This window comes from Rhizobium sp. R635 (assembly GCF_002211285.1).
Classification (GTDB): Bacteria; Pseudomonadota; Alphaproteobacteria; order Rhizobiales; family Rhizobiaceae; genus Rhizobium.
Genome location: NZ_LOKX01000033.1, coordinates 1 through 23,080, shown reverse-complemented (window position 1 = coordinate 23,080; position 23,080 = coordinate 1). Strand labels below are relative to the sequence as shown.

Annotated in this window: 18 protein-coding genes; 15 read left to right on the top strand and 3 right to left on the bottom strand. The window is 62.7% G+C overall.

Annotated features, from left to right (window positions below):
* Window positions 1-4 precede the first annotated feature (4 nt).
* From ATY78_RS21390 to phnN, 12 genes are all read left to right on the top strand, one after another.
* Entirely contained in the window at window positions 5-1,111 is a 1,107-nt protein-coding gene (locus ATY78_RS21390) for a carbon-phosphorus lyase complex subunit PhnI (RefSeq protein ID WP_088684316.1), read from the top strand.
* Window positions 1,108-1,983 carry an alpha-D-ribose 1-methylphosphonate 5-phosphate C-P-lyase PhnJ gene (locus ATY78_RS21385; RefSeq protein ID WP_088684315.1) on the top strand — a complete coding sequence of 292 codons (876 nt, stop codon included), beginning with the start codon at window positions 1,108-1,110 and terminating at the stop codon, window positions 1,981-1,983. Before ATY78_RS21390 ends, ATY78_RS21385 begins: the two co-directional genes overlap by 4 nt.
* Window positions 1,980-2,756: a phosphonate C-P lyase system protein PhnK gene (gene phnK, locus ATY78_RS21380; protein WP_088684314.1), complete on the top strand. Its 777-nt coding sequence runs from the start codon at window positions 1,980-1,982 to the stop codon at window positions 2,754-2,756. The genes ATY78_RS21385 and phnK overlap by 4 nt, the downstream gene beginning before the upstream one ends.
* A 31-nt stretch (window positions 2,757-2,787) precedes the next feature.
* Entirely contained in the window at window positions 2,788-3,495 is a 708-nt protein-coding gene (gene phnL / locus ATY78_RS21375; RefSeq protein WP_088684313.1) for a phosphonate C-P lyase system protein PhnL, read from the top strand.
* The gene (locus tag ATY78_RS21370) at window positions 3,492-4,109 is read left to right on the top strand and encodes a DapH/DapD/GlmU-related protein (RefSeq protein ID WP_088684312.1); all 618 of its coding nucleotides are present in this window, start codon (window positions 3,492-3,494) and stop codon (window positions 4,107-4,109) included. The genes phnL and ATY78_RS21370 overlap by 4 nt, the downstream gene beginning before the upstream one ends.
* A gap of 118 nt (window positions 4,110-4,227) precedes the next feature.
* The gene (gene phnC / locus ATY78_RS21365; RefSeq protein ID WP_088684596.1) at window positions 4,228-5,073 is read left to right on the top strand and encodes a phosphonate ABC transporter ATP-binding protein; all 846 of its coding nucleotides are present in this window, start codon (window positions 4,228-4,230) and stop codon (window positions 5,071-5,073) included.
* 88 nt (window positions 5,074-5,161) lie between these two features.
* A complete protein-coding gene (phnD, locus tag ATY78_RS21360) occupies window positions 5,162-6,067 on the top strand; it encodes a phosphonate ABC transporter substrate-binding protein (RefSeq protein WP_088684311.1) in 906 nt (301 codons plus the stop codon).
* A gap of 66 nt (window positions 6,068-6,133) precedes the next feature.
* Window positions 6,134-7,093, top strand: a complete 960-nt coding sequence (gene phnE, locus ATY78_RS21355; RefSeq protein WP_088684310.1) for a phosphonate ABC transporter, permease protein PhnE — start codon at window positions 6,134-6,136, stop codon at window positions 7,091-7,093.
* A gap of 7 nt (window positions 7,094-7,100) precedes the next feature.
* Window positions 7,101-8,444, top strand: coding sequence for a phosphonate ABC transporter, permease protein PhnE (phnE, locus tag ATY78_RS21350; RefSeq protein ID WP_088684309.1), 1,344 nt, complete (start codon window positions 7,101-7,103; stop codon window positions 8,442-8,444).
* 143 nt (window positions 8,445-8,587) lie between these two features.
* Entirely contained in the window at window positions 8,588-9,283 is a 696-nt protein-coding gene (locus tag ATY78_RS21345) for a DUF1045 domain-containing protein (RefSeq protein ID WP_088684308.1), read from the top strand.
* Between the two features lie 13 nt (window positions 9,284-9,296).
* Window positions 9,297-10,436, top strand: coding sequence for an alpha-D-ribose 1-methylphosphonate 5-triphosphate diphosphatase (locus tag ATY78_RS21340; protein ID WP_088684307.1), 1,140 nt, complete (start codon window positions 9,297-9,299; stop codon window positions 10,434-10,436).
* Window positions 10,433-11,029 carry a phosphonate metabolism protein/1,5-bisphosphokinase (PRPP-forming) PhnN gene (phnN, locus tag ATY78_RS21335; protein WP_088684306.1) on the top strand — a complete coding sequence of 199 codons (597 nt, stop codon included), beginning with the start codon at window positions 10,433-10,435 and terminating at the stop codon, window positions 11,027-11,029. The genes ATY78_RS21340 and phnN overlap by 4 nt, the downstream gene beginning before the upstream one ends.
* A gap of 485 nt (window positions 11,030-11,514) precedes the next feature.
* Here the strand turns inward: phnN and ATY78_RS21330 are convergent, their stop codons facing one another.
* Window positions 11,515-13,854, bottom strand: a complete 2,340-nt coding sequence (locus tag ATY78_RS21330) for a DNA translocase FtsK (protein WP_088684305.1) — start codon at window positions 13,852-13,854, stop codon at window positions 11,515-11,517.
* 171 nt (window positions 13,855-14,025) lie between these two features.
* Window positions 14,026-17,025: a DNA polymerase I gene (gene polA, locus ATY78_RS21325; RefSeq protein WP_088684304.1), complete on the bottom strand. Its 3,000-nt coding sequence runs from the start codon at window positions 17,023-17,025 to the stop codon at window positions 14,026-14,028.
* Between the two features lie 488 nt (window positions 17,026-17,513).
* Here polA and ATY78_RS21315 point away from each other — a divergent pair, with 488 nt between their 5' ends.
* Entirely contained in the window at window positions 17,514-17,930 is a 417-nt protein-coding gene (locus tag ATY78_RS21315; RefSeq protein WP_088684595.1) for a MarR family transcriptional regulator, read from the top strand.
* A 6-nt stretch (window positions 17,931-17,936) separates the two neighbouring features.
* On the opposite strand, the gene ATY78_RS21310 is transcribed toward ATY78_RS21315, so the two are convergent.
* Window positions 17,937-20,324, bottom strand: coding sequence for an EAL domain-containing protein (locus ATY78_RS21310; RefSeq protein ID WP_088684302.1), 2,388 nt, complete (start codon window positions 20,322-20,324; stop codon window positions 17,937-17,939).
* 220 nt (window positions 20,325-20,544) lie between these two features.
* On the opposite strand from ATY78_RS21310, the gene ATY78_RS21305 reads away from it, so the two are divergent.
* Both ATY78_RS21305 and ATY78_RS21300 read left to right on the top strand, forming a co-directional pair.
* A complete protein-coding gene (locus tag ATY78_RS21305) occupies window positions 20,545-21,933 on the top strand; it encodes a dipeptidase (protein ID WP_088684594.1) in 1,389 nt (462 codons plus the stop codon).
* A gap of 299 nt (window positions 21,934-22,232) precedes the next feature.
* Window positions 22,233-22,832, top strand: a complete 600-nt coding sequence (locus tag ATY78_RS21300) for an SH3 domain-containing protein (protein ID WP_088684301.1) — start codon at window positions 22,233-22,235, stop codon at window positions 22,830-22,832.
* Window positions 22,833-23,080 lie beyond the last annotated feature (248 nt).

Below are 23,080 nucleotides of genomic sequence, written 5' to 3'. Positions count from 1 at the left end.
GCTCATGTATGTTGCCGTCAAAGGTGGCGAGACCGCCATCGCCAATGCCCACCGGCTGCTTGCCGACCGCCGGCGCGGCGACCGCTCCGTGCCCGCGATCGGCATCGAGCAGATCGTCGAACAGCTCGCCCTCGCCGTCGACCGCGTCATGGCCGAGGCCTCGCTTTTCGACCGCACGCTCGCCGCACTCGCCGTCCGTCAATCGCGCGGCGACATGATCGAGGCGATCTTCCTGCTGCGCGCTTACCGCACGACGCTGCCGCGCTTCGGCTATTCCAAGCCGCTCGACACGGCTGATATGACGATCGAGCGCCGCATCTCGGCAACCTACAAGGACCTGCCGGGCGGCCAGCTGCTTGGCCCCACCTTCGATTATACCCACCGGCTGCTCGATCCCTCGCTGCTTGAGGACGAAGCGGTCGAGGCGCCGGCCCAGCGTCCGGCCGATACCGGCCGTATCATGCGCGTCTCCGAAATCCTCGGCGAAGAGGGCCTGATCGAGGCCGACGGCGACATGCCCGAAGATCACGAGATCGGCGATCTCACACGCGAGCCGATGGAATTCCCGATGACCCGCGACCTGCGCCTGCAGGCGCTGTCCCGCGGCGACGAGGGCTTCCTGCTGGCGCTCGGTTATTCCACCCAGCGCGGCTACGGCCGCAACCATCCCTTCACCGGCGAAATCCGCATCGGCGAGGTCGAAGTGGAATTCGACGTGCCGGAGCTCGGTTTCGCCGTCTCGCTCGGCACGATCCAGATCACCGAATGCCAGATGGTCAACCAGTTCAAAGGCTCCGCTAAGGCGCCGCCGCAGTTTACCCGCGGCTACGGCCTGGTCTTCGGCCAGAGCGAGCGCAAGGCGATGGCGATGTCGCTGGTCGATCGCGCGCTTCGCGCCGAAGAGCTCGGCGAGGACATTACCGCGCCGGCACAGGACGAGGAATTCGTCATCTCCCATTCCGACAACGTCCAGGCGACGGGCTTCGTCGAGCACCTGAAACTTCCGCATTATGTGGACTTCCAGGCCGAACTCGATCTCGTCCGCCGCATGCGCCGCGAATTCGAAGCCGCCCGCAGCAGCGGCGAAGACATGAAGGAAGCCGCCGAATGAGTGATCTCGCCAGCTACAACTTCGCTTATCTCGACGAACAGACCAAGCGGATGATCCGCCGCGCCATCCTGAAGGCGATCGCCATTCCGGGCTATCAGGTGCCCTTCGCCAGCAGAGAAATGCCGATGCCCTATGGCTGGGGCACCGGCGGCGTGCAGGTGACGGCCTCGATCATCGGGCCTGACGACGTGCTGAAGGTGATAGACCAGGGCGCCGACGACACGACCAACGCCGTTTCGATCCGCGCCTTCTTCCAGAAGGTCGCCAATGTCGCGGTGACGACGCGCACCAGCGAGGCGACGATCATCCAGACGCGCCACCGCATCCCGGAGGAAAAACTCGGTGAAGGCCAGGTGCTCGTCTACCAGGTGCCGATTCCGGAACCGCTGCGCTTCCTCGAACCGCGCGAGACCGAGACGCGCAAGATGCATGCGCTTGAGGAATATGGCCTCATGCATGTGAAGCTCTACGAGGATATCGCCCGCAACGGCCGCATCGCCACGACCTACGCCTATCCGGTCAAGGTGCATGGCCGCTACGTCATGGACCCCTCGCCGACGCCGAAATTCGATAATCCGAAGATGCACAGGTCGGAAGCGCTGCAGCTTTTCGGCGCCGGCCGCGAAAAGCGTATCTATGCCGTGCCGCCCTATACCGATGTCGTCAGCCTGGACTTCGAAGACCATCCCTTCGAGATCCAGCGTTTCGGCAAGCCTTGCGCGCTTTGCGGCGCGGAGGAGGTCTACCTCGATGAGGTCATCCTCGACGACAAGGGCGGGCGCATGTTCGTCTGCTCCGATACCGACCACTGCGAAGATCGCCGCGCACAGGGACATGCCGGCGAAATGCTGGCCCGGGAGGCTGCAGAATGACCGACACACCGCTTCTCAAAGTCAACGACCTCTCGAAATTCTACGGCAATCGCATCGGCTGCCGGAACGTCTCTTTCGAGCTCTGGCCGGGCGAAGTGCTCGCCATCGTCGGCGAATCCGGTTCGGGCAAGACGACGCTGCTCAACTGCATCTCCACCCGGCTGATGCCATCGACCGGCAGCGTCGAATATCACATGCGCGACGGCAGCTACCGCGACCTCTACCACATGAACGAGGCAGAGCGCCGCTTCCTGATGCGCACCGACTGGGGTTTCGTGCACCAGAACCCGGCCGACGGGCTGCGCATGACCGTCTCTGCGGGCGCCAATGTCGGTGAACGGCTGATGGCGATCGGCGATCGGCACTACGGCAAGATCCGCTCGACCGCCATCGACTGGCTCGAACGCGTCGAGATCGACGCCGACCGCATCGACGACCAGCCGCGCGCCTTTTCCGGCGGCATGCGCCAGCGGCTGCAGATCGCCCGCAATCTCGTCACCGGCCCGCGCCTCGTTTTCATGGACGAACCCACGGGCGGCCTCGACGTCTCGGTGCAGGCGCGCCTGCTCGATCTCGTGCGCGGCCTCGTCAACGATCTCGGCCTCTCGGCGATCATCGTCACCCATGATCTTGCCGTCGCCCGCCTGCTCTCCCACCGGATGATGGTGATGAAGGACGGCTACGTCATCGAACAGGGTCTCACCGACCGCGTGCTCGACGATCCGCACGAACCCTACACGCAGCTGCTCGTCTCCTCGATCCTGCAGGTCTGAGCCTCGTTAAAAAGCCAGGAAAGAAGAAGTCATGCCCACACCCCTCGTCGTTTCCGAAGTCTCGAAGAGCTTCACCATGCATCTGCGCGACGGCATCAGGCTGCCCGTCGTCTCCGATGTCGCCTTCTCGGTCGCGGCTGGCGAATGCGTCGTGCTCGGCGGCCCCTCGGGCATCGGCAAGAGTTCGCTGCTCAAGATGATCTACGGCAATTATGCCGTCGACACCGGCCAGATCCTCATTCGCCACGACGGGCGCATCGTCGACCTCGCTTCCGCCGATCCGCGCACCGTGCTCAATGTCCGCCGCAATACGCTCGGCTATGTCAGCCAGTTCCTGCGCACCGTGCCGCGCGTGGCGGCGATCGACGTGGTGGCCGAGCCGCTCGTGGCGCGCGGCGAAGAAATGGCCGCCGCTCGGGAAAAGGCAGGCGCCCTGCTCGCCAGGCTCAACCTGCCGGAAGCGCTCTGGCAGCTTCCGCCCGCCACCTTCTCCGGCGGCGAGCAGCAGCGCGTCAACATTGCGCGCGGCTTCATCACCGAGCATAGGATCTTGCTTCTCGACGAACCCACAGCCTCACTCGACGCGAAAAACCGCGCCGTCGTCGTCGACATGATCGCGGAGAAGAAGAGCGCGGGTGTCGCCCTTCTCGGCATCTTCCACGACGAGGAAGTTCGCGAGGCGGTCGCCGACCGCATCCTCGACGTCCAGCAGTTCTCACCAAGGAAGATCGCCGCATGAGCCGCAAGCTGGGCACCGAGCCCTATTTCCACGAAACGGCTGATGTCAGCCACTCCACCTTCGGGCGCTATACGGAGGTCTCCGAGCGCTGCCGCATCAGCGAGGCCGAGTTCGGCGACTACTCCTACATCATGCAGGATGGCGCCGTCTGGTGCGCGACGATCGGCAAGTTCGTCAATATCGCCGCCGCCGTGCGCATCAACGCCACCAACCATCCGACATGGCGCGCGACACTGCATCATTTCACCTATCGCGCCGCCGACTACTGGCCGGACGGCGACATGGAGACGGACTTCTTCGCCTGGCGGCGCGCAAACCGCGTGACGATCGGCCACGACGTCTGGATCGGGCACGGGGCGACCATCCTGCCGGGCGTCAGCGTCGGCAACGGCGCCGTCATCGGTGCCGGCGCCGTGGTGTCGAAAGACGTCGCACCCTACACGATCGTCGGCGGTGTGCCGGCGAAGCTGATCCGAGAGCGCTTCCCGAAAGAGATCGGTGAACGCATGGACAGGCTTGCCTGGTGGGACTGGGAGCATGATCGTCTGCGCCTGGCTTTGCAGGATTTCCGCAACCTGAGCGCGGAAGATTTTCTGGCGCGCTACGAGGGCTAGATGCTCCCGTCACGGCGCCGGGATTTGTGACGCGACTTACACAAATATGACATTGGAGGTTCATGAAGCGGGACTAATGCGATGCGGACCAAGGCTTGGAATGCAAGGGACCAGCATGATGTTCGAGCTGAAAGATGTCACACGTCGTTTCGGAAACAAGCTCGCTGTCGACTCCGTGACCCTCACCATTCCCCAGGGCCAAATGGTCGGCATCATCGGCCGCTCCGGCGCCGGCAAGTCGACGCTCCTGCGCATGATCAACCGCCTGCAGGAACCGAGTTCCGGCTCCATTCATTTCGCCGGCATCGAGGTCTCCAGGCTTCGCGGCGGAGCGTTGCGGAACTGGCAGCGCGACTGCGCGATGATCTTCCAGCAGTTCAATCTGGTGCCGCGTCTCGACGTTCTCACAAATGTCATGCTCGGCCGCCTCAATCACCGCTCGACGCTTCTCAGCCTGCTCAACATCTTCACCCGCGAAGAGCGCGTGCATGCGATCGCAGCGCTCGAACGCCTCGGCATCGAACAGACCGCCCTGCAGCCGGCCGGCACGCTTTCCGGCGGCCAGCAGCAGCGTGTGGCGATCGCTCGCGCCCTGATGCAGAACCCGAAGATGGTGCTCGCCGACGAGCCGATCGCCTCGCTCGATCCGCTGAACGCCAAGATCGTCATGGATGCGCTGCGCGATATCAACGAGCGCGAGGGCATCACCGTCATCACCAACCTCCACACGCTCGATACCGCCCGCAGCTATTGTGAGCGCATCGTCGGCATGGCCCACGGCCGCGTGGTCTTCGACGGCAGGCCCTCGGATCTGACGGGCGAAGCGGTGAAGGAAATCTACGGGACGGACAAGGACGGCGCCGGCATCGACGAAACGATGACGTCAACGTCGATCAATATCGCTCCCGAGCGGGCAGACAATCCATCCGCCGGCGTCCAGCCGCTGGCGCTGGCCGGCCTCTGAGCGAGGCGGCCGCGATCGAGCGCCCGCGTCAAGGGCACACTTCTTCGTAACGGGAAGGCCGGAGATACCGGTCAATAGGAGAGAACTCATGTTGAAGAAAGCACTCTTTGCGGCAACGGCGCTCTTTGCGCTCGCCGGCGGCGCCAACGCTGCGGACCTCAAGGAATTCCGCATCGGCATCCTCGGCGGCGAAAACGAAACCGACCGCCTGCGCAACTATGCCTGCCTCGCCGACCACCTGAAGCAGGAATTCGGCTTCGAGAAGGTTTCACTCTTCCCGGCCGCCGATTATGACGGCGTCATCCAGGGCCTGCTCGGCGGCACGCTCGACTTCGCCGAACTCGGCGCTTCCGGCTATGCGGCCGTCTACATCAAGGACCCGAAGGCCGTTACGCCGATCCTGACGACGCAGCAGAAGGACGGTTCGACCGGCTACTACTCGATCGGTCTCGCTCTGAAGTCCTCCGGCATCAAGTCCATCAAGGACGCCAAGGGCAAAAAGCTCGGCTACGCCGATCCGGACTCCACCTCGGGCTACCTCGTTCCGCTGACGCAGATCCCGAAGGACACGGGCATGCCGAACGACAAGTTCTTCGCTTCGACGCAGTTCAACGGCGGCCACGAGAACAACCTGCTCGCCGCTTATGACGGCAAGGTCGACATCGCCGTCGACGATTCGTCTGGCCTCGGCGATTTCAAGGACGGCTACACCTCCGGCACCTTCCGCAAGGAAGTCGACAAGGGCGCCGTCGATCCGAACAAGCTCGTCGAAGTCTGGCGTTCGCCGCTGATCCCGAACGGCCCGCTCGTCGTTCGCAACGCCCTCGGCGAAGAATGGCAGACGAAGCTCGCGGCCTTCTTCACGGCCCTGCCGGCAAAGGATCACAAGTGCTTCACGGCTGTCGAAGGCGGCGACTACCAGGGCTACGCCCCGGTCAAGCACGACTTCTACAATGCCGTCGTCGACGTCCGCAAAGCTGCCATCGGCGGCTGATCGCCTTTCGAATACGGGGCGGCCGGCAACGGCCGCCCTTTATCTTTATTACCGGTCGGGGCGTCCATGACTATTGCCGATACACAGCCGCACATGCAGAGCACGCAGGAGATCGGCACCGCCTGGGGCCGGATGGTCGCCAGGCGCCGCTTCTACACCGTACTCGGCCTCGTCATCCTCATTGCGGCTTTCGTAAGCTCCGTCCGTTTTGCCGACGAGAGCAATGCCGGCCATTTCTTCGACCGCCTGCCGCATCTCTTCGACTTCCTGAGCTGGCTCATCCCCAAGGATTGGAACGATGTCTGGCGCGCGCTGTTCGACATAGCGAGCGTCAACGACAAGGGCGGCGAGGAATTCAATTTCGACAAGGGCCGCGTCTACGTCTGGGGCGCTTTCTACATTCCCGAATATTTCGAGCTGATGATCGTCACGATCAACGTGGCGCTGATCTCGACCATCATCGCCTTCGTCTTTGCCGTCCCCTTGAGCTTCTTTGCCGCGCGCAACCTGACGGCTTCATTGCCGCTGCGCGTCTTCACCAAGCGCCTGATGGAATTCCTGCGCGCCTTCCCCGAGATCGTCATCGCCGGGCTGTTTTCGGCGATCCTGTCGATCGGGCCGGTCGCGGCCATCATCGCCATCACCCTGCACACGATCGGCGCGCTCGGCAAACTCTTCTACGAGGTGGCGGAGAATATCGACATGAAGCCGCATGAGGGCATGAAAGCCGTCGGCGCCAACTGGTGGGAGCGCGTGCGCTTCGCCGCCCTGCCGCAGGTGCTGCCGAATTTCACCTCCTATGCGCTGCTGCGCCTTGAGATCAACGTGCGCGCCTCGACCATCATCGGCGCCGTCGGCGGCGGCGGCATCGGCGAGGAGCTGAAGCTTTCGATCTCGCGCGGCTTCGGCGCCAAGACGATGGCGCTCGTTCTCCTGCTCTTCGTGACGATCGTCGCCGTCGACCAGTTCTCCGCGTGGCTGCGCCGCCGGCTCGTCGGCGATCACGCCTTCCTCCTGCAACATTGAGGCCGCCATGACGGTGATCGACGCCAACCGCATGAACGAGATAGAAGCGCGCTATCCGGAATACTTCCAACGCTCGTTCCGCCAGCGTTTCGGCGGGCTGACGATCCTGATAGCGACGCTGCTCTACGGCCTCTACGCCGTCTGGTTCTTCGACCTGCCCAAGCTCTTCGCCGAGGCCCATTGGGAGCGCGTCGGCATCTATCTCAGCCAATGGATAAGCTATGACGTCCAGCCGGAATTCCGTATCCAGGACGACGGCTCGATCGAGGTGCGTTATCCCCGTTTCTCGCCGCTCGGCGACAATCCGCATCCCGATTGGCTGGTCAACAACCCGGACGGCAGCATCACCGTTTCCATCAGCGGCACGAGCCGGAGCATCACCGTTTCGAAAAGCCAGACGATCGTGACCGCCCACGGGATCAGCGTTCCCGTCGACGTTTCGAGCGGCGCGCCTAAGGTCGTCGGACCGGCGCCGAGCTGGATGACCGTTTATGACGACAACGTGCTCGCAAATCTCGGCTTTGCCGGCGACGTCAGCATTTCCGCCGACCGCGTGAAGATCCGCAAGCGTTTCATCGGCTGGGCGAATTTCCTCTTCGACCCGCAATCGTCCTTCTTCGACAGGCCGGCCGGCGAGGTCGTCAGCCTCATCGTCTCCGGCCCGCGCATCAAACCCGACCAGTCCAACCTGTCGCTCGCCTTCGACGACATCTGGAACAACGCCGAATGGCAGCATGGCGACGTCTGGACCAAGCTTTTCCAGACGATCGTCATGGCCTTCCTCGGAACGCTGCTCGGCTCGCTCGCCGCCTTCCCGCTCGCCTTCATGGCGGCGCGCAACATCACGCCGAACCGCTTCCTGAACCAGATTCTCAAGCGCTTCTTCGATTTCCTGCGCTCGGTCGACATGCTGATCTGGGCGCTGTTCCTGACGCGGGCCTTCGGCCCCGGCCCGCTTGCCGGCTCCGGCGCGATCTTCCTCACCGAGACCGGCACGCTCGGCAAGCTCTATTCCGAGGGGCTGGAGAATATCGACAACAAGCCACGGGAAGGCATCCAATCGACCGGCGCCCGGACCGTGCTCGTCCATCGTTACGGCATTATGCCGCAGATCGTTCCCGTCATCGTCAGTCAGACGCTCTACCAGTGGGAATCCAACGTGCGCGGCGCGACCATCATCGGCGCCGTCGGCGCGGGCGGCATCGGGCTGAAACTCTGGGAGGCGATGCGCACCAACGCCAACTGGGAAAACGTCGCCTATATGGTCATTCTGATCCTGATCGTCGTCTTCCTGTTCGACACGGCTTCGAACGCGCTGCGCCACCGGCTGATGGGCACGAAAGCGCACTGACCCATCGGTCGAAAGGCGATGGCGGCACTGCCGTCATCATCATTCTGTCACGGAAATCTTTTAGCCGGGAACCTGCTTGCGGTTCGCCGCCAAATCACTGCACATTGCGCTCCCCCGTTTCGACGATCCCCAGGATAAAAGCCTTGCGCTACGCACTCTATTTCTCGCCGCCGAAGGATCATCCCCTGACCGGCGCGGCCTCGCTCTGGCTTGGCCGCGACGCCTTTACGGGCGAGACCTATCCTGCACCGGACCATGAGACGCTCGGCGCGGCTGAGCAATTCGAGTTGACAGCCGACCCGCGACGCTACGGCTTTCACGCCACGATCAAGGCGCCGTTTTCGCTCGCCGCCTCCGTCACCGAAAAAGATCTCATGACCGTTGCCGAGGAATTTGCCGCGCGCACGCCGGCCTTCGAGATTCCCGAACTCGTGCTTGGCCAGCTCGGCCGCTTTTTCGCCCTTGTTCCCGGCTCTCTTCATCAACCTCTTCAGGATTTCGCCGCGAAGGTGGTAAAGTCCTTCGAGCCGTTTCGCGCGGCGCTCTCCGAGGCCGATATCATCAGGCGCAACCCGGAAAAGCTCAGCGAGAGCCAGCGCGCCAACCTGCAGCGCTGGGGTTATCCTTACGTCATGGAGGACTTCGGCTTTCACATGACGCTGAGCGGCCAGGTGCCGGAGACGCGCGCCGACGTGATGAGAGCGATCCTGACCGAGCGTTTTGCCGGTTTCACCGGCCGGCCGCTCTTGATTTCCGGCCTCGCCGTCTTCACCGAGGAGACGCGCGGCGCCCCGTTCAAAGTTCATTCCTGGCTGCCGCTGGCCGGCGCCAAAAGCTGAAAGACCTGACGCCATGAGCAAAGAGACCGTGTTTTCCAACGCCCGCATCGTTCTCGAAGACAATATTCTCAAGGGATCGATCCTCATTCGCGACGGGAAGATCGCCGATATTTCCGAGGGCAACTCGGTAGCCGGCGAAGATTTTGAAGGCGACTACATCATTCCCGGCCTCGTGGAACTGCATACCGACCATCTCGAAGGCCACTACCAGCCGCGCCCCGGCATTCGCTGGAACAAGACGGCCGCGGTCCAGGCGCATGACGCCCAGATCGTCACATCGGGCATCACCACGGTCTTCGACTGCCTGCGCATGGGCGCAGACGAGGACGGCGGCTTCGAACATGGCGAGATGCGTGAGATGGCCGACGCCATCCAGGCGGCGGAGAAGGAGGGAAGGCTGCGTGCCGAGCACCTCATCCACCTGCGCTGCGAAGTCTCGGCGGACAACGTGCTCGAACATTTCGCCGATTTCGAAAAAGACCCGCATGTGCGGCTCGTCTCGCTGATGGATCATGCGCCCGGCCAGCGGCAATTCCAGACGATGGATCAATATATCTTCTACTACCAAAAGAAGCGGGGCCTGAGCGACGAGGTCTTCGCCCGTTTCGTCGCCAAGCGCCAGGCGGAATCGGCGCGCAATTCGACGCCGCACCGCAACGCCATCGCCAAGGTCTGCGCCGAGCGCGGCATCACGGTCGCAAGCCATGACGACGCGACGCTTTCCCATGTCGACGAGGCGATCGACAACGGCGTGCGCCTTGCCGAATTCCCGACCAGCTTCGACGCAGCCCGCGCCTCGCACGAGCATGGCATGAGCGTGCTGATGGGGGCACCGAACATCGTGCGCGGCAAATCCCACTCCGGCAACATCGCCGCCCGCGATCTCGCCGAGATGGGCGTGCTCGACGTGCTCTCCTCCGATTACGTGCCGCTCAGCCTGCTACATGCGCCCTTCATCCTCGCCGACGAGGTGGAAAGCATCACGCTGCCGAAAGCGATCGCGATGGTGACGTCGACGCCCGCCCGCACCGTCAGCCTCGACGATCGCGGCCGGATCGCAACCGGGCTGCGCGCCGATCTCGTCCGCGTCCACCGCTCGCATGGCGTGCCGGTGACACGCTCCGTCTGGCGTCAGGGACGCCGTGTCGCATGACGCCGCACGAACCCCATCCCGGAGCCGGAGCCGAACGCGGCATCATGGTCGTCGTCGTCGGGCCGAGCGGCGCCGGCAAGGACACGCTGATGAACCTTGCCGCCCGGCATTTTTCCGGCCGCGCCAACGTCCATTTCACCCGCCGCGTGATCACCCGTCACCGTGACGCCGGCGGCGAAGACCATCTTTCCGTCTCCCTCGAAGGCTTTGCCGCCATGGAGCAATCAGGTTCCTTCGCCGTCTGGTGGGAAGCGCACGGCCTGAAATACGGCATTCCGGCCGAAGTCTCGGTGGCGCTGTCACGCGGCCATGTCGTCGTCGCCAACGGCTCGCGCTCCGCACTTCACCGCTTCCAGGCCGCCTTCCCGCGGCTGAAGGTCATCAACGTCACCGCCCGCCCAGAGGTGCTGGCCGGCCGGCTGGAAGCGCGCGGACGCGAGACGCATGAGGACATCATGGCGCGGCTCGCCCGCGGACCGCTGACGGTGCGCGGCGATTACGACGTGACGGAGCTCGACAATAGCGGCTCGCTCAAGGAGGCCGAACAGAAGATGGTCGAGATCCTCGACGGACTGCTGGCGGACGTTCAGTAGACGAACGACAGCAGAAATTTGCGATGCCGCAGGCCTCCGCCGTCCAAACCGGATAGATAGGTAACAGATCAGGCCAAGGCATGAATTGTACGTCCGGCAAGCGACTTGATGTATCGCGAAGAACGGTCTTCTGCGCCCAACGACTTGGGCGCGCTGGATCTCTGTGACAAGCACAGAGATGAGGGAGGAGAGACAGAGCTTCTTCATCCACTGTCGCAGGGACAGAAACGGTTTTCGCTTCGCGCTGCATACACAGCGTCGCATGGCGATTGCCTCTGGCGTTCCGTAACCGGTGTTCTGACACCACATCACATGCCAGCAGAAAATCCTGGCGGAGGCGCTTACCCCACCCTCATCTCTGTGCTTGTCACAGAGATCCAGCCACGGCGCGTCCGCGCCGTGAATGAGTCGTCTCAAAAGATTGCCTATCTTTCAGTTCGACAATCGGAGTAGGCGATGCATCGCCTTCTCCATGGGCTCGGCGGCTATTCGCCCTCGCTTCGTCCCGATACGATCTCGCGCTTGCCGACATGGTTCGCCGGGCCGACGAGACCTTCCTTCTCCATGCGCTCCACCAGGGAGGCGGCTCTGTTATAGCCGATGCCGAGGCGGCGCTGGATATAGGAGGTGGAGCATTTCTTGTCGCGCATGACGACCTTCACCGCCTGCTGATAGAGTTCGTCGCCATCCTCCGCGCCCATCGCGCTCTTGTCGAAAACGGCGCCGCCCTCTTCCTCGTCGGTCTCTTCTTCCTCATCGGCGGTGACGGTGTCGAGATATTCCGGACGGCCCTGCGTCTTCAGATGGGCGACGACCTTCTCGACTTCGAGATCCGAGACGAAGGGGCCGTGGACGCGGGCAATACGCCCGCCGCCCTGCATGTGCAGCATGTCGCCCTGGCCGAGCAGCTGTTCGGCGCCCTGTTCGCCGAGGATGGTGCGGCTGTCGATCTTCGAAGTCACCTGGAAGGAGATGCGGGTGGGGAAGTTCGCCTTGATCGTGCCGGTGATGACGTCGACGGAGGGACGCTGCGTCGCCATGATCAGATGGATACCGGCGGCACGCGCCATCTGGGCGAGGCGCTGGATCGCGCCTTCGATATCCTTGCCGGCGACCATCATCAGGTCGGCCATCTCATCGACGATGACGACGATATAGGGCATCGGCGCGAGATCCAGCTCCTGGCTCTCCTCGACCGGCGCGCCGGTCTGCCGGTCGAAGCCGACCTGGACCATGATATGGATGGTCTCGCCCTTTTCACGGGCCTGGGAGACGCGACCGTTGTAACCGTCAATATTGCGCACGCCGAGGCGCGACATCTTGCGATAGCGCTCCTCCATTTCACGCACCGCCCATTTCAGCGCCATGACGGCTTTCTTGGGATCGGTGACGACGGGAGTGAGCAGGTGCGGAATGCCGTCATAGACGGAGAGTTCGAGCATCTTCGGATCGACCATGATCAGGCGGCACTGTTCCGGCGTCATGCGGTAAAGCAGCGACAGGATCATCGTGTTGATGGCGACCGATTTGCCCGAGCCGGTGGTGCCGGCGACGAGCAGATGCGGCATCTTGGCAAGCTCGGCGATGACGGGCTCGCCGCCGATCGTCTTGCCGAGGCCGAGCGCCAGCTTGTAGCCGCTCTTTTCGAAATCGTCGCTTTCGATCATCTCGCGGAAATAGACGGTTTCGCGCGTCACGTTCGGCAATTCGATGCCGATGACATTGCGGCCGGGAACGACGGCGACACGGGCCGAAAGCGCCGACATCGAGCGGGCGATATCGTCGGCAAGGCCGATGACGCGCGACGACTTCACGCCGGGCGCCGGCTCGAATTCATAGAGGGTGACGACGGGACCGGGGCGGACATGGATGATCTCACCCTTGACGCCGAAATCCTCGAGCACGCTTTCGAGAAGACCGGCATTCTGCTCCAGCGTCTCCTGCGACATGATCTCGCCGAGGCGTTCCGGCGGCTCCTGCAACAGAGCACGCGGCGGGAATTCATAGCCAGATGGATCGACCTTTTCGGGCCTCGCCAAGCGCGGCGACGGCAGCACGGCGGCGACGGGCGGTGTCGGCCTCGGCGCAGGTGGGGGCGGAGGCTCGATGGCCGCCTGCGGCACGACTGCGGCCTGGGGCATGACTACGGCCTGAGGTGCTGGGGCGACGGGCGCCTCCGGAACAGCCTCGGGCCTTGTCCTGGATATCGCGGCCGGCGGACGAACGGCAGGCCGGGCGGGCACTGCGATGGGCGGCTGGACCGGACGTGATGCGGCAGGGGCATGCCTCGGCGCGCCAGGACGCCATTCCATGACGCGGAACAGCGAAGTGATCGATTCGGGCGTGGTCTCGATCTTCGGCAGGACGATCGCAGGCGCGCGGACCGGCTCGGCTTCTTCGAAGGCCATGACCTCCCAGAAGGCGAAATCCGAAATTGAAGACAGCTCGGACGCGGCGCGCAGGCTCGGCGCAACGATCCGGTCGGTAAGCGGCGACTGCTGCGGCTCGACCATCTGGACAGGGGCAGCGGGAATCTCGTCGGCCTCAGGCAGGTAGATATCGAAGGGCACGTCGACGGCGACCGGCTCTATCCGTATCGCCTGCTGCGCAATCTGCGAATCGTCGCGCGCAGGCTCGTTCGGGGCGCGGCGCTTGCTGATCAGCGTTTCCGGCGTGCGGGTGAAGCGAACGTTCGGCGCGAGGGAAAAGTTGCTCTGCCAGATCGGCGCAGCCGGCTTTTCGCCTACAATTTCCTCCTGAATTTCCGTTTCAAGCCCGCTGGAAAAATCCGCGGCATCCGTCAAATTGGTTCTGGGAAAACGCATGCGTCCGCTACTCACTCATGCTTGGCAAATTACGACCCTACCGGGATAGAAAAGGAAGGTTAATAAGTTCCTTCCAGCCGTATCGTTCCGATACGCCCTCCAGGGACAATTCACTGGCATTTCAATGACTTGTGTAAAGCGGAAAAATCTTCGCTTTTTTTGACGAGGCGCTTAATGCGCCTCGTCCCAATTGGTGGCGGCGCGCGCATCCACCTTTAGAGGAACGCGCATTTCGAGCGCCGGCATGGTGGCGTTTTCCATGACCGAAACGATGATCGGCATCGCCTTTTCGACGTCCTCGTCCTCGACTTCGAAGATGAGTTCGTCATGCACCTGCAGCAGCATGCGAACGCGCTCGGCAAGGCCTGATTCGGCCAAGGCCGGCTCCATCTTGATCATCGCCCGGCGGATAACGTCGGCAGCCGAGCCCTGGATCGGGGCATTGATCGCCGCACGCTCGTTGAAGGCGCGCACGGACGGATTGGAGGAGCGGATTTCCGGATAGTTGATTCGCCGGCCGAAGATCGTCTCGACATAACCCTTGTCACGCGCCATCGCCTTGCGGCTTTCCATATAGTCGCGGATGCCGGGGAAACGCTCGAAATATTTCTTGATGTAGTCGCCGGCTTCCGAACGCTCGATCGACAGCTGATTGGCAAGGCCGAAGGCGGAGATGCCGTAGATGATGCCGAAATTGATAGCCTTGGCGCGGCGGCGCACATCGCTCGGCATGCCTTCGACCGGCACGCCGAACATTTCCGACGCCGTCATGGCATGAATGTCGACGCCGTCCTCGAAGGCCCGGGTCAGCTGCGGGATCTCGGCGACATGGGCAAGCACGCGCAGTTCGATCTGGCTGTAATCGGCCGAGATCAGCTTGTGGCCCTGCGTCGAGATGAAGGCGGTGCGGATCTTGCGGCCTTCGGCGGTGCGCACCGGAATGTTCTGCAGGTTCGGCTCGGAAGAGGACAGGCGCCCCGTCGTCGTCGATGCCAGCGAATAGGACGTGTGGACGCGCCGGGTCTCCGGGTGGACATAGCCGGGAAGAGCGTCGGTATAGGTGGATTTCAGCTTGGTGAGCTGGCGCCAGTCGACGATCTTGCGCGGCAGCTCGAAACCGGCAGCCGCCAGATCCTCCAGCACCTGGGCGGAGGTCGACCATTGCCCGGTTTTCGTCTTGCTGCCGCCGGCAAGGCCCATCTTGCCGAACAGGATGTCGCCCAGCTGCTTCGGCGAACCGATGTTGAAACGCTCGCCGGCGAGCACGTAGATCTCGTCTTCCAGAGCCGCCGCCCCCTGGGCGAGCTCGCCGGAAAGGCGCGACAGGATCTGCCGGTCGACGGTGATGCCGCGCGCTTCCATGCGCGCCAGCACCGGCAGCAGCGGCCGCTCCAGCCGTTCGTAGACGCCGGTCAGCCCAGCCGCGGCGAGCCGCGGCTTCAGCACCAGCCAGAGGCGCAGCGTCACGTCGGCATCCTCGGCGGCATAGTGGGTGGCGCGGTCGATAGCGACCAGATCGAAGGTGACGTTCGCCTTGCCGCTGCCCGCCACCTCCTTGTAGGGGATCGGCGTATGGCCAAGGAATTTTTCCGAGAGCGGGTCCATGCCATGGGCGCCGGTGCCGGCGTCGAGCACGTAGGAAATCAGCATCGTGTCGTCGAAACTCTTCGTCTCGATGCCGTAACGCTTCATCAGGAGGTAATCGTATTTCAGGTTCTGGGCGACCTTGAGAACCGATTCGTCCTCCAGAAGCGCCTTCAGCCGCGGAAGAGCATCGCGCATCGGGATCTGGTTTTCGGCAAGGCCGCCGCCGAGCAGATCGCCGACGCCGTTCTTATGCGTCAGCGGCACATAGGCGGCACGGATCTTCGTACCCGTGGGATCGGCCACATTATCGGCGATCGCCATCGAGAAGCCGACAAGCTCGGCCTGCATCGCATCCAGCGACGTCGTCTCGGTATCGAAGGCGACGAGGCCGGTATCGCGCGCGTCGGCAATCCACCTATCGAGGGTCGCGAGGTCGCGGATCGTGACATAGGCCGAATGATCGAAGGGCAGCGTTGCGAAAGCCTCGGCGCGCGCCTTGGCGAGATCGGCAGGTGAAAAGGCGCCTTCGACGGCCGCCTTCGCCTTGGCACGCGCCGGCACCGGCACGGCTTCACCGGAGACATCGGGGATGCCGCCGGCGACGGGCTCGGGCTCCGCCGCATCGAGATCGGGGCCATGGGCCGCCTCACCCCATTCGATGCGGATGACCGCCGGCTCGATGGCGCTGGCATCACAATCGCAGACTTCGGCGACGCGGCGCGTCAGCGTCGTGAATTCCATCGCCTTGAGGAAGCCGATCAGTTTCGGGCCATCCTGCGGCTCCAGCACCAGCGCGTCGAGATCGAGGTCGAGCGGCACATCGAGCCGCAGGCGCACGAGTTCGCGCGAGAGCCTGGCCATGTCGATATTGGCGAGGATCGTCTCGCGGCGCTTGACCTGCTTGATCTCGGTGGCGCGTTCGAGCAGCGTGTCGAGATCGCCATATTCCTCAAGGAGCTGGGCAGCGGTTTTCGGACCGATGCCGGGAATGCCGGGAACGTTGTCGACGGAATCGCCGGTCATCGCCTGCAGGTCGATCATCTTTTCCGGCGGCACGCCCCATTTCTCGATGACATCGGGAATGCCGATCTGCTTGTCCTTCATGCTGTCATACATATGGACATTAGGCGTGACGAGCTGCATCAGGTCCTTGTCGGAGGAGACGATGGTGACATCGGCGCCGGCTGCTTCCGCGAGGCGCGCGTAGGTCGCGATGATGTCGTCGGCCTCGAAGCCTTCGGTCTCGATGCAGGGCAGGTTGAAGGCGCGGGTCGCCTCTCTTATGAGGCCGAATTGCGGAACGAGCTCTTCCGGGGGCGCCGAGCGGTTCGCCTTGTAGGCGTCGTAGAGATCCTTGCGAAAGGTCTTGGCGGAATAGTCGAAGATGACGGCAAGATGGGTCGGCGTCACGCCGACATCGGTATTGCGCGCGTCCCTCAAGAGCTTCCACAGCATGTTGCAGAAACCGGAAACGGCGCCGACCGGCAGGCCGTCAGTCTTGCGCGTCAGCGGCGGCAATGCATGGAACGCCCGAAAGATGAATCCGGAACCGTCAACTAGGAAGAGGTGATCGCCTTTTTTCATGGGTGCATGGATAGCGCGGGCACAGGACGAGGTCCATATAAAGTTCGGAATGCCAGGAGATTATGGCGCTCTGAACACCGGAGATTCCGGCTCACCAAACTGTTACCGATTTGTAACGTTCCGTGTCCCTTGAAAAACCACATTCGTAGCCACAAATTCTTATCACCGGTGCTTGATTGCGCCGCGGGTCTGATTACCGGCTTGTCCCCCGCCGCATCAGGCTTGGACAAAGGCCTTATCCCCCTCTCCGGGCCTTTGTCCTCACTATCAAGCCGCCATGGCCAACCTCCAGGCCATGGCGGCTTTATCTTTATTTGCAGGCACTCGAAATTATGATCCCGGCCCATATGTTTTGGATCATCCTCAAAGAGCGTCGCGTCAAACCTCATTCATGCAACGCGCTTCAGCTCTTTGTTTTCATGCATCTCGTTATGCCGATTGTCTCCGGCATGCTTTTGAGCCAACTTGCAATCATGGGATTTAACCGCATGGATTCGGGAGCCTACCTTGCCAGCCAGTTGGCGAAAGGTTTCGCCCGCTCGCTGCACCAGCGCGCGGTCGGGCTCGGTTTTTCACCAGGCCAGTTTCCCATTCTGCTGGAACTCTGGGCCGAAGACGGCCTGACCCAGAAACAGCTCCTCGAACGGGTCGACATCGAGCAGGCGACCATGGCCAATACGCTTTCGCGCATGGTCCGCGACGGGCTGATCGAACGCCGGCCGCATCCCTCCGACAAGCGGGCGCAACTGATCTTCCTGACGCCGAAAGCCCGCGCCATGGAGGCCGAGGCGATCGAGACGGCGCGCGAGGCCGATCTTGCCCTGTTCAAAGGTTTCAGGGCTTTCGAGCGCGAGCTGACGCTCGAATATATCCGCCGGCTTCTGGAAAACGCCAAGGCGCTCTGAGCGATCTCATTCACCGGCAAGACGTTTAGGTCGCCGTCGCTGTATCGGCAGCGCGTCAGCTTCATCAGTCGAGGACAGGTAACTTTCGCTGGCGGCGAGCTTCATGCTCGGCTCGATATCCGGCTTGCCGAGCAAAAAGCCCTGTACCTGCGCGCAGCCTTCTTCGACGACGATCTGGCGCTGCGTCTCGGTTTCGACGCCCTCCGTCACGACAGGCATGCCGAGACTGTGACCGAGGCCGATGATCGCGCGTACGATCGAACGCGCGGCCGCGTCGTGCTCCAGCATGCCGGTGAAACTGCGGTCGACCTTGATCTTGTCGAAAGGGAAGGTTCGCAGGTTGGAAAGCGAGGAAAAACCGGTTCCGAAGTCATCCATGACGATATGGACACCCAGACTGCGAAGACGCTGCAGCGTGGCCATCACCTGATCACGGTCGCGGATGAGGGTGGCCTCGGTGATCTCGATTTCCAGCCTGTCGGGCGCCAGCCCCGTTTCCCTGAGGATTGTCTCGATCCGGTCGCAAAGGTTCGGCAGCATGAATTGCACGGGCGAAACGTTGACGGCGATCGTCAGCGGATGAGGCCAGCGTGCGGCCTCCATGCAGGCCTCGCGCAGCACCCATTCGCCGAGTTGGACGATCGATCCGCTTTCCTCGGCGATCGGAATGAAGATATCCGGCTCGCTCATGCCATGGCCCGGCCGGTTCCAGCGCATCAGGGCCTCGTAACCGCTGATCTCGCCGCTATGGGCATTCAGAATCGGCTGATAGCTGACGTGGATCTGATTGCGGGTGATGGCGTAGCGCAGTTCGCTTTCGATCTGGCGCCGGGCTCGCGTGGCCTCGTCCATTTCCGCATCGAAGAAACAGGCCTTGCCGCGACCACCGTGTTTGACGCGATAGAGCGCGACATCGGCATTGTTGCAGATCTCTTCCGCATCGCTTCCATCGGCAGGATAGAGGGCAATGCCGAGACTGACGCCGACGGCTGTGGGATCGCGTGCCGTATCCATCTCGGCGGCGAATTCGTCGAGGATCGCGGCGGCGAGCTTCTGCGCCGCCGCCGGTTGCTGCCCGGCGGGCTGGATGATGGCAAATTCATCGCCGCCGAGGCGGGCGATCGTATCGCTTTCATCCGCCACGCGACGCAGGATCGAGGCGACCTTGCAGAGAATTCGGTCGCCCTCGGCGTGGCCGAAAATATCGTTGACGGTCTTGAAGCGATCGAGATCGATATAGAAGAGAGCAACCTCGCCGTTCGTTCGTTCGGCCATCTGCAGCGCCTGGCGGATGCGGGTGTCGAACAGCGACCGGTTGGGAAGATCGGTGAGAACGTCGTGGTGGGCGAGGTGTTCGATCATCTCCTCGGCCTGTCTGCGCTCTGTGAGATCACGCACCGCCAGCACGTCGCAATTGTGGCCGCGATAGACGATCCTGCTCGTATTCACTTCGACGGCGATCTCCTTGCCGTTCCTGGTGTTGAGCAGCGTCTCGCCGGATCTGTTCTGCCCTTGGACGGCGGTCAAAACAGCCGAGGGCGCCTTGCCCGAGAGATCGGCAAGCTTCCAGCCGGAAAGTCCCTGGAAGCGTTCGTTGGCATCGATGATCCTGCCTTCCCGCAGGATCAGCAATCCTTCCTGCGAGGCGTTTGCGAGTCCTCTCAGATCCGTCAGGCGGCTTTCGATAAAGACCACCGCGAGCGCGATCAGAATGAGAGCCATCGCCGCCACCACGACGATCGCGGCGAGCAGGCTGGTATCGAGCACCGTTGCCGGAACCTCTTTGCCCGGATCCGGCACCAGCGTGATACTGGCCATCGAAATGAAGTGGAGGGCGCAGATCGCAAGCACGAAGGTGACGGACGAGGCGAGGAGCCTCCTCAGTCCCTTCAACTGGAAGAAGGCGTGGAAGGCGGCGCTCGACAGCAATGCTCCCGCGAGAACCGCACTCAGCGTCATAGTGGGATCGTAACGGATGACCGCCTGTGTCTCGATCGCCTGCATGCCCGTCAGGTGCATTGTGGCGATGCCGAGCGCCATCACGACGCCGCCGCTGAGGTGCGAAAACCTGCCGCGGCTTTGCGAAGCGACGAGGATCGCCGCCCATGAACCGGCGACCGACAGGAGAAAGGAAAGCGCCGTCAGGCCCACTTGGTAGGTGATCGGCATGCCGCCGTCATAGGCCAGCATCGCGATGAAGTGTGTTGCCCATACGCCGGTGCCGAAGGCGAAAGCCGAGGCGCCGATCCAGAGCTTGCGCCGCCCGGCATCGCATTCTTGAGCGCGGGAAAGCGGCAGCATCGCCGCCAGCGCGCCGACCAGGCAGACCGCAGCGGCCGCAAGCACCAGCCGCCAGTCGTGATTGTCCCGAATACAGGTAATGACCGAAAACATCCGTCCCCCTCCCCTCGAACAGCTGAATTCGGTCATGTTATTTAGGTTGTTCTAAATAACTGTAAATTGAATTAGAAGTCTCTTCTATATTATCCGGCAAATCTTCTTGACGCCGATCCAGATCCGGGCGCCTTTCGCACCGCTCATTTTTGCTTTTTCCGCCTCGCCTGCCTTCCCGGTTTGGTCTATCGTCCCGCGGAATTTCAAAAAGGAGTCGAAAATGACCGATGTACAACAGGTGCTTGCACGCGCCGACCAGAATCTTCCATCGAGCCTTGAAAAGCTGTTCGAGCTTCTGCGCATCCAGTCGATTTCCACCGATCCCGCCTTCAAGGCCGAATGCCGCAAAGCCGCCGAATGGCTGGTCGCCTATCTCAAGGAGCTCGGCTTCGATGCTTCGGTGCGTGACACGCCCGGCCATCCGATGGTCGTCGCCCACCATGCCGGCGCTTCCGCCGATGCGCCGCACGTCCTCTTCTACGGCCATTACGACGTTCAGCCGGTCGATCCGATCGAACTCTGGGAAAACGATCCCTTCGAGCCGTCGATCAAGGATGTCGGCGAGGGCCGCAAGATCCTGACCGGCCGCGGCACATCGGACGACAAGGGCCAGCTGATGACCTTCGTCGAGGCCTGCCGCGCCTACAAGGAGATCAACGGCGCGCTTCCCTGCCGCATCACCATTCTCTTCGAGGGCGAGGAAGAATCCGGCTCGCCGTCGCTGAAGCCTTTCCTCGAAGCCAATGCCGCCGAACTCAAGGCCGATTATGCGCTGGTCTGCGATACCGGCATGTGGGACCGCGACACGCCGGCGATCGCCGCCGCGCTGCGCGGCCTCGTCGGCGAGGAAGTGGTCGTGACGGCTGCCGACCGCGACCTGCATTCCGGCCTCTTCGGCGGTGCTGCGGCAAATCCGATCCATATTCTCGTCGAGGCCCTCGCCGGCCTGCATGACGAGACGGGCCGCATCACGCTCGACGGCTTCTACGACGGCGTCGAAGAAACGCCCGACAACATCAAGGCGTCGTGGGAGACGCTCGGCAAGACGGCGGAGAGCTTTCTCGGCGAAGTCGGCCTTTCCATTCCATCCGGTGAAAAGGGCCGCTCGGTATTGGAACTCACCTGGGCGCGGCCGACCGCGGAGGTCAACGGCATCTGGGGCGGCTATACCGGCGAAGGCTTCAAGACGGTGATCGCCGCCAAGGCTTCGGCGAAGGTTTCGTTCCGCCTCGTCGGCACGCAGGACCCAGCCGCCATCCGCGAGGCCTTCCGCGCCTATATCAGCTCGAAGATCCCCGCCGACTGCTCGGTCGAATTCCATCCGCACGGCGGCTCGCCGGCGATCCATCTTTCCTATGATTCGCCTGTCCTGACCAAGGCGAAGAGCGCGCTCTCCGACGAGTGGCCGAAGCCCGCCATCGTCATCGGCATGGGTGGCTCGATCCCGATCGTCGGGGATTTCCAGAAGCTGCTCGGCATGGAATCGCTGCTCGTCGGTTTCGGCCTCAGCGATGACCGCATCCACTCGCCGAACGAAAAATACGAGCTCGTCTCCTACCACAAGGGCATCCGCTCCTGGGTGCGGATCCTTGAGGCGCTTGCCGCCTAAGTGAGGCCAGCTAAATCGCAGACAACAAAAAGGCCGGTTCGACCCGGCCTTTCGTCATCCGCCCGTCTCAGTGCCAGTTCATCCGTGGTCAAGGAGTAAGCGGGTATTTGCAGCCAGACTGCCCCCGAAAGGTTAACAAACCGTTAACGCCCCCTCAGACGCGGGGATCGCCCGCCGCATTGCCCGCCGTTCAAGCTGCGTTCATCATGCCCCAGGTATAAGCCATTGAAAGAAAAGGTGAATGAAGACGCCGCGAGCGTGTGCGGGCGGTGGCCCTTTCTGCGAGGAGTGAGAAAAGCGTGAAAAATCTGTTTGCTAAAATCGCCGTGGCCGGCCTGTTCGTGCTGGCTCCCGTCATCGCGCAGGCGGCCGAGGGCTATTCGACGGCGAACGTCAACATGCGGGCGGGTCCGAGTACCCGATATCCTGCCGTCGCAGTCATACCCGCCGGCTCCTCGGTCGAAATCCGCGGGTGCCTTTCTGAAGTCAACTGGTGCGACGTCGAATTCTATGGCGGCCGTGGCTGGGTCTCCGGCCAATATGTGCAGGCCCTCTATCAGCAGCGCCGGATCTATGTCGGTCCGCAATATTACCGTCCGCTCGGCATCCCCGTCATCCGCTTCAGTGTCGACAACTACTGGAACCGTTACTATCGCAACCGCGATTTCTATCGCGAGCGTGACCGGTGGAGCCGCGGTCCGGATTATTATTATCGCGACCGCGACAATCGGGATCGTGATCGTGACCGAGACAACCGGGACAGAGATCGGGACTGGCGCGACCAGGATCGCAATCGGAACTGGGGCGACGACGCCCGGAGGGGCGATTGGAGAGACCGGGATCGCGGAGATCGGTCGTTCGAAGACTGCCGCCCCGGCGATCCCTCCTGCGACGAATGAACCTGATCGGGGATGGCGGCAGCGCCGTCCCTTTTCGAATCGTGTGCGGCTGAAGCATGTCGCGCAAAAGTGTGCGGCGGTTGTCTAATCGCATTGCCTTAGTCAAGGCTGTTTTGTCATCAGGCATCGACGCCGCTTTTGGGGACGGCGTAGCGAGGGGGATTCGAATGTTTGGGCGATGTTGTCTTCAAAGCTGTCCAGCGCCGGGAGCAGGGTTGTCTGCGCGGTCGACACACGGTCGCCGCATG

Excerpts from the sequence above, each read along its gene's own strand:
- ATY78_RS21390 (WP_088684316.1), top strand. The coding sequence starts at position 5 with ATGTATGTTGCCGTCAAAGGTGGCGAGACCGCCATCGCCAATGCCCAC.
- ATY78_RS21385 (WP_088684315.1), top strand. The coding sequence starts at position 1,108 with ATGAGTGATCTCGCCAGCTACAACTTCGCTTATCTCGACGAACAGACC.
- phnK (WP_088684314.1), top strand. The coding sequence starts at position 1,980 with ATGACCGACACACCGCTTCTCAAAGTCAACGACCTCTCGAAATTCTAC.
- phnL (WP_088684313.1), top strand. The coding sequence starts at position 2,788 with ATGCCCACACCCCTCGTCGTTTCCGAAGTCTCGAAGAGCTTCACCATG.
- ATY78_RS21370 (WP_088684312.1), top strand. The coding sequence starts at position 3,492 with ATGAGCCGCAAGCTGGGCACCGAGCCCTATTTCCACGAAACGGCTGAT.
- phnC (WP_088684596.1), top strand. The coding sequence starts at position 4,228 with ATGTTCGAGCTGAAAGATGTCACACGTCGTTTCGGAAACAAGCTCGCT.
- phnD (WP_088684311.1), top strand. The coding sequence starts at position 5,162 with ATGTTGAAGAAAGCACTCTTTGCGGCAACGGCGCTCTTTGCGCTCGCC.
- phnE (WP_088684310.1), top strand. The coding sequence starts at position 6,134 with ATGACTATTGCCGATACACAGCCGCACATGCAGAGCACGCAGGAGATC.
- phnE (WP_088684309.1), top strand. The coding sequence starts at position 7,101 with ATGACGGTGATCGACGCCAACCGCATGAACGAGATAGAAGCGCGCTAT.
- ATY78_RS21340 (WP_088684307.1), top strand. The coding sequence starts at position 9,297 with ATGAGCAAAGAGACCGTGTTTTCCAACGCCCGCATCGTTCTCGAAGAC.
- phnN (WP_088684306.1), top strand. The coding sequence starts at position 10,433 with ATGACGCCGCACGAACCCCATCCCGGAGCCGGAGCCGAACGCGGCATC.
- ATY78_RS21330 (WP_088684305.1), bottom strand. The coding sequence starts at position 13,854 with ATGCGTTTTCCCAGAACCAATTTGACGGATGCCGCGGATTTTTCCAGC.
- polA (WP_088684304.1), bottom strand. The coding sequence starts at position 17,025 with ATGAAAAAAGGCGATCACCTCTTCCTAGTTGACGGTTCCGGATTCATC.
- ATY78_RS21315 (WP_088684595.1), top strand. The coding sequence starts at position 17,514 with ATGGATTCGGGAGCCTACCTTGCCAGCCAGTTGGCGAAAGGTTTCGCC.
- ATY78_RS21310 (WP_088684302.1), bottom strand. The coding sequence starts at position 20,324 with ATGTTTTCGGTCATTACCTGTATTCGGGACAATCACGACTGGCGGCTG.
- ATY78_RS21305 (WP_088684594.1), top strand. The coding sequence starts at position 20,545 with ATGACCGATGTACAACAGGTGCTTGCACGCGCCGACCAGAATCTTCCA.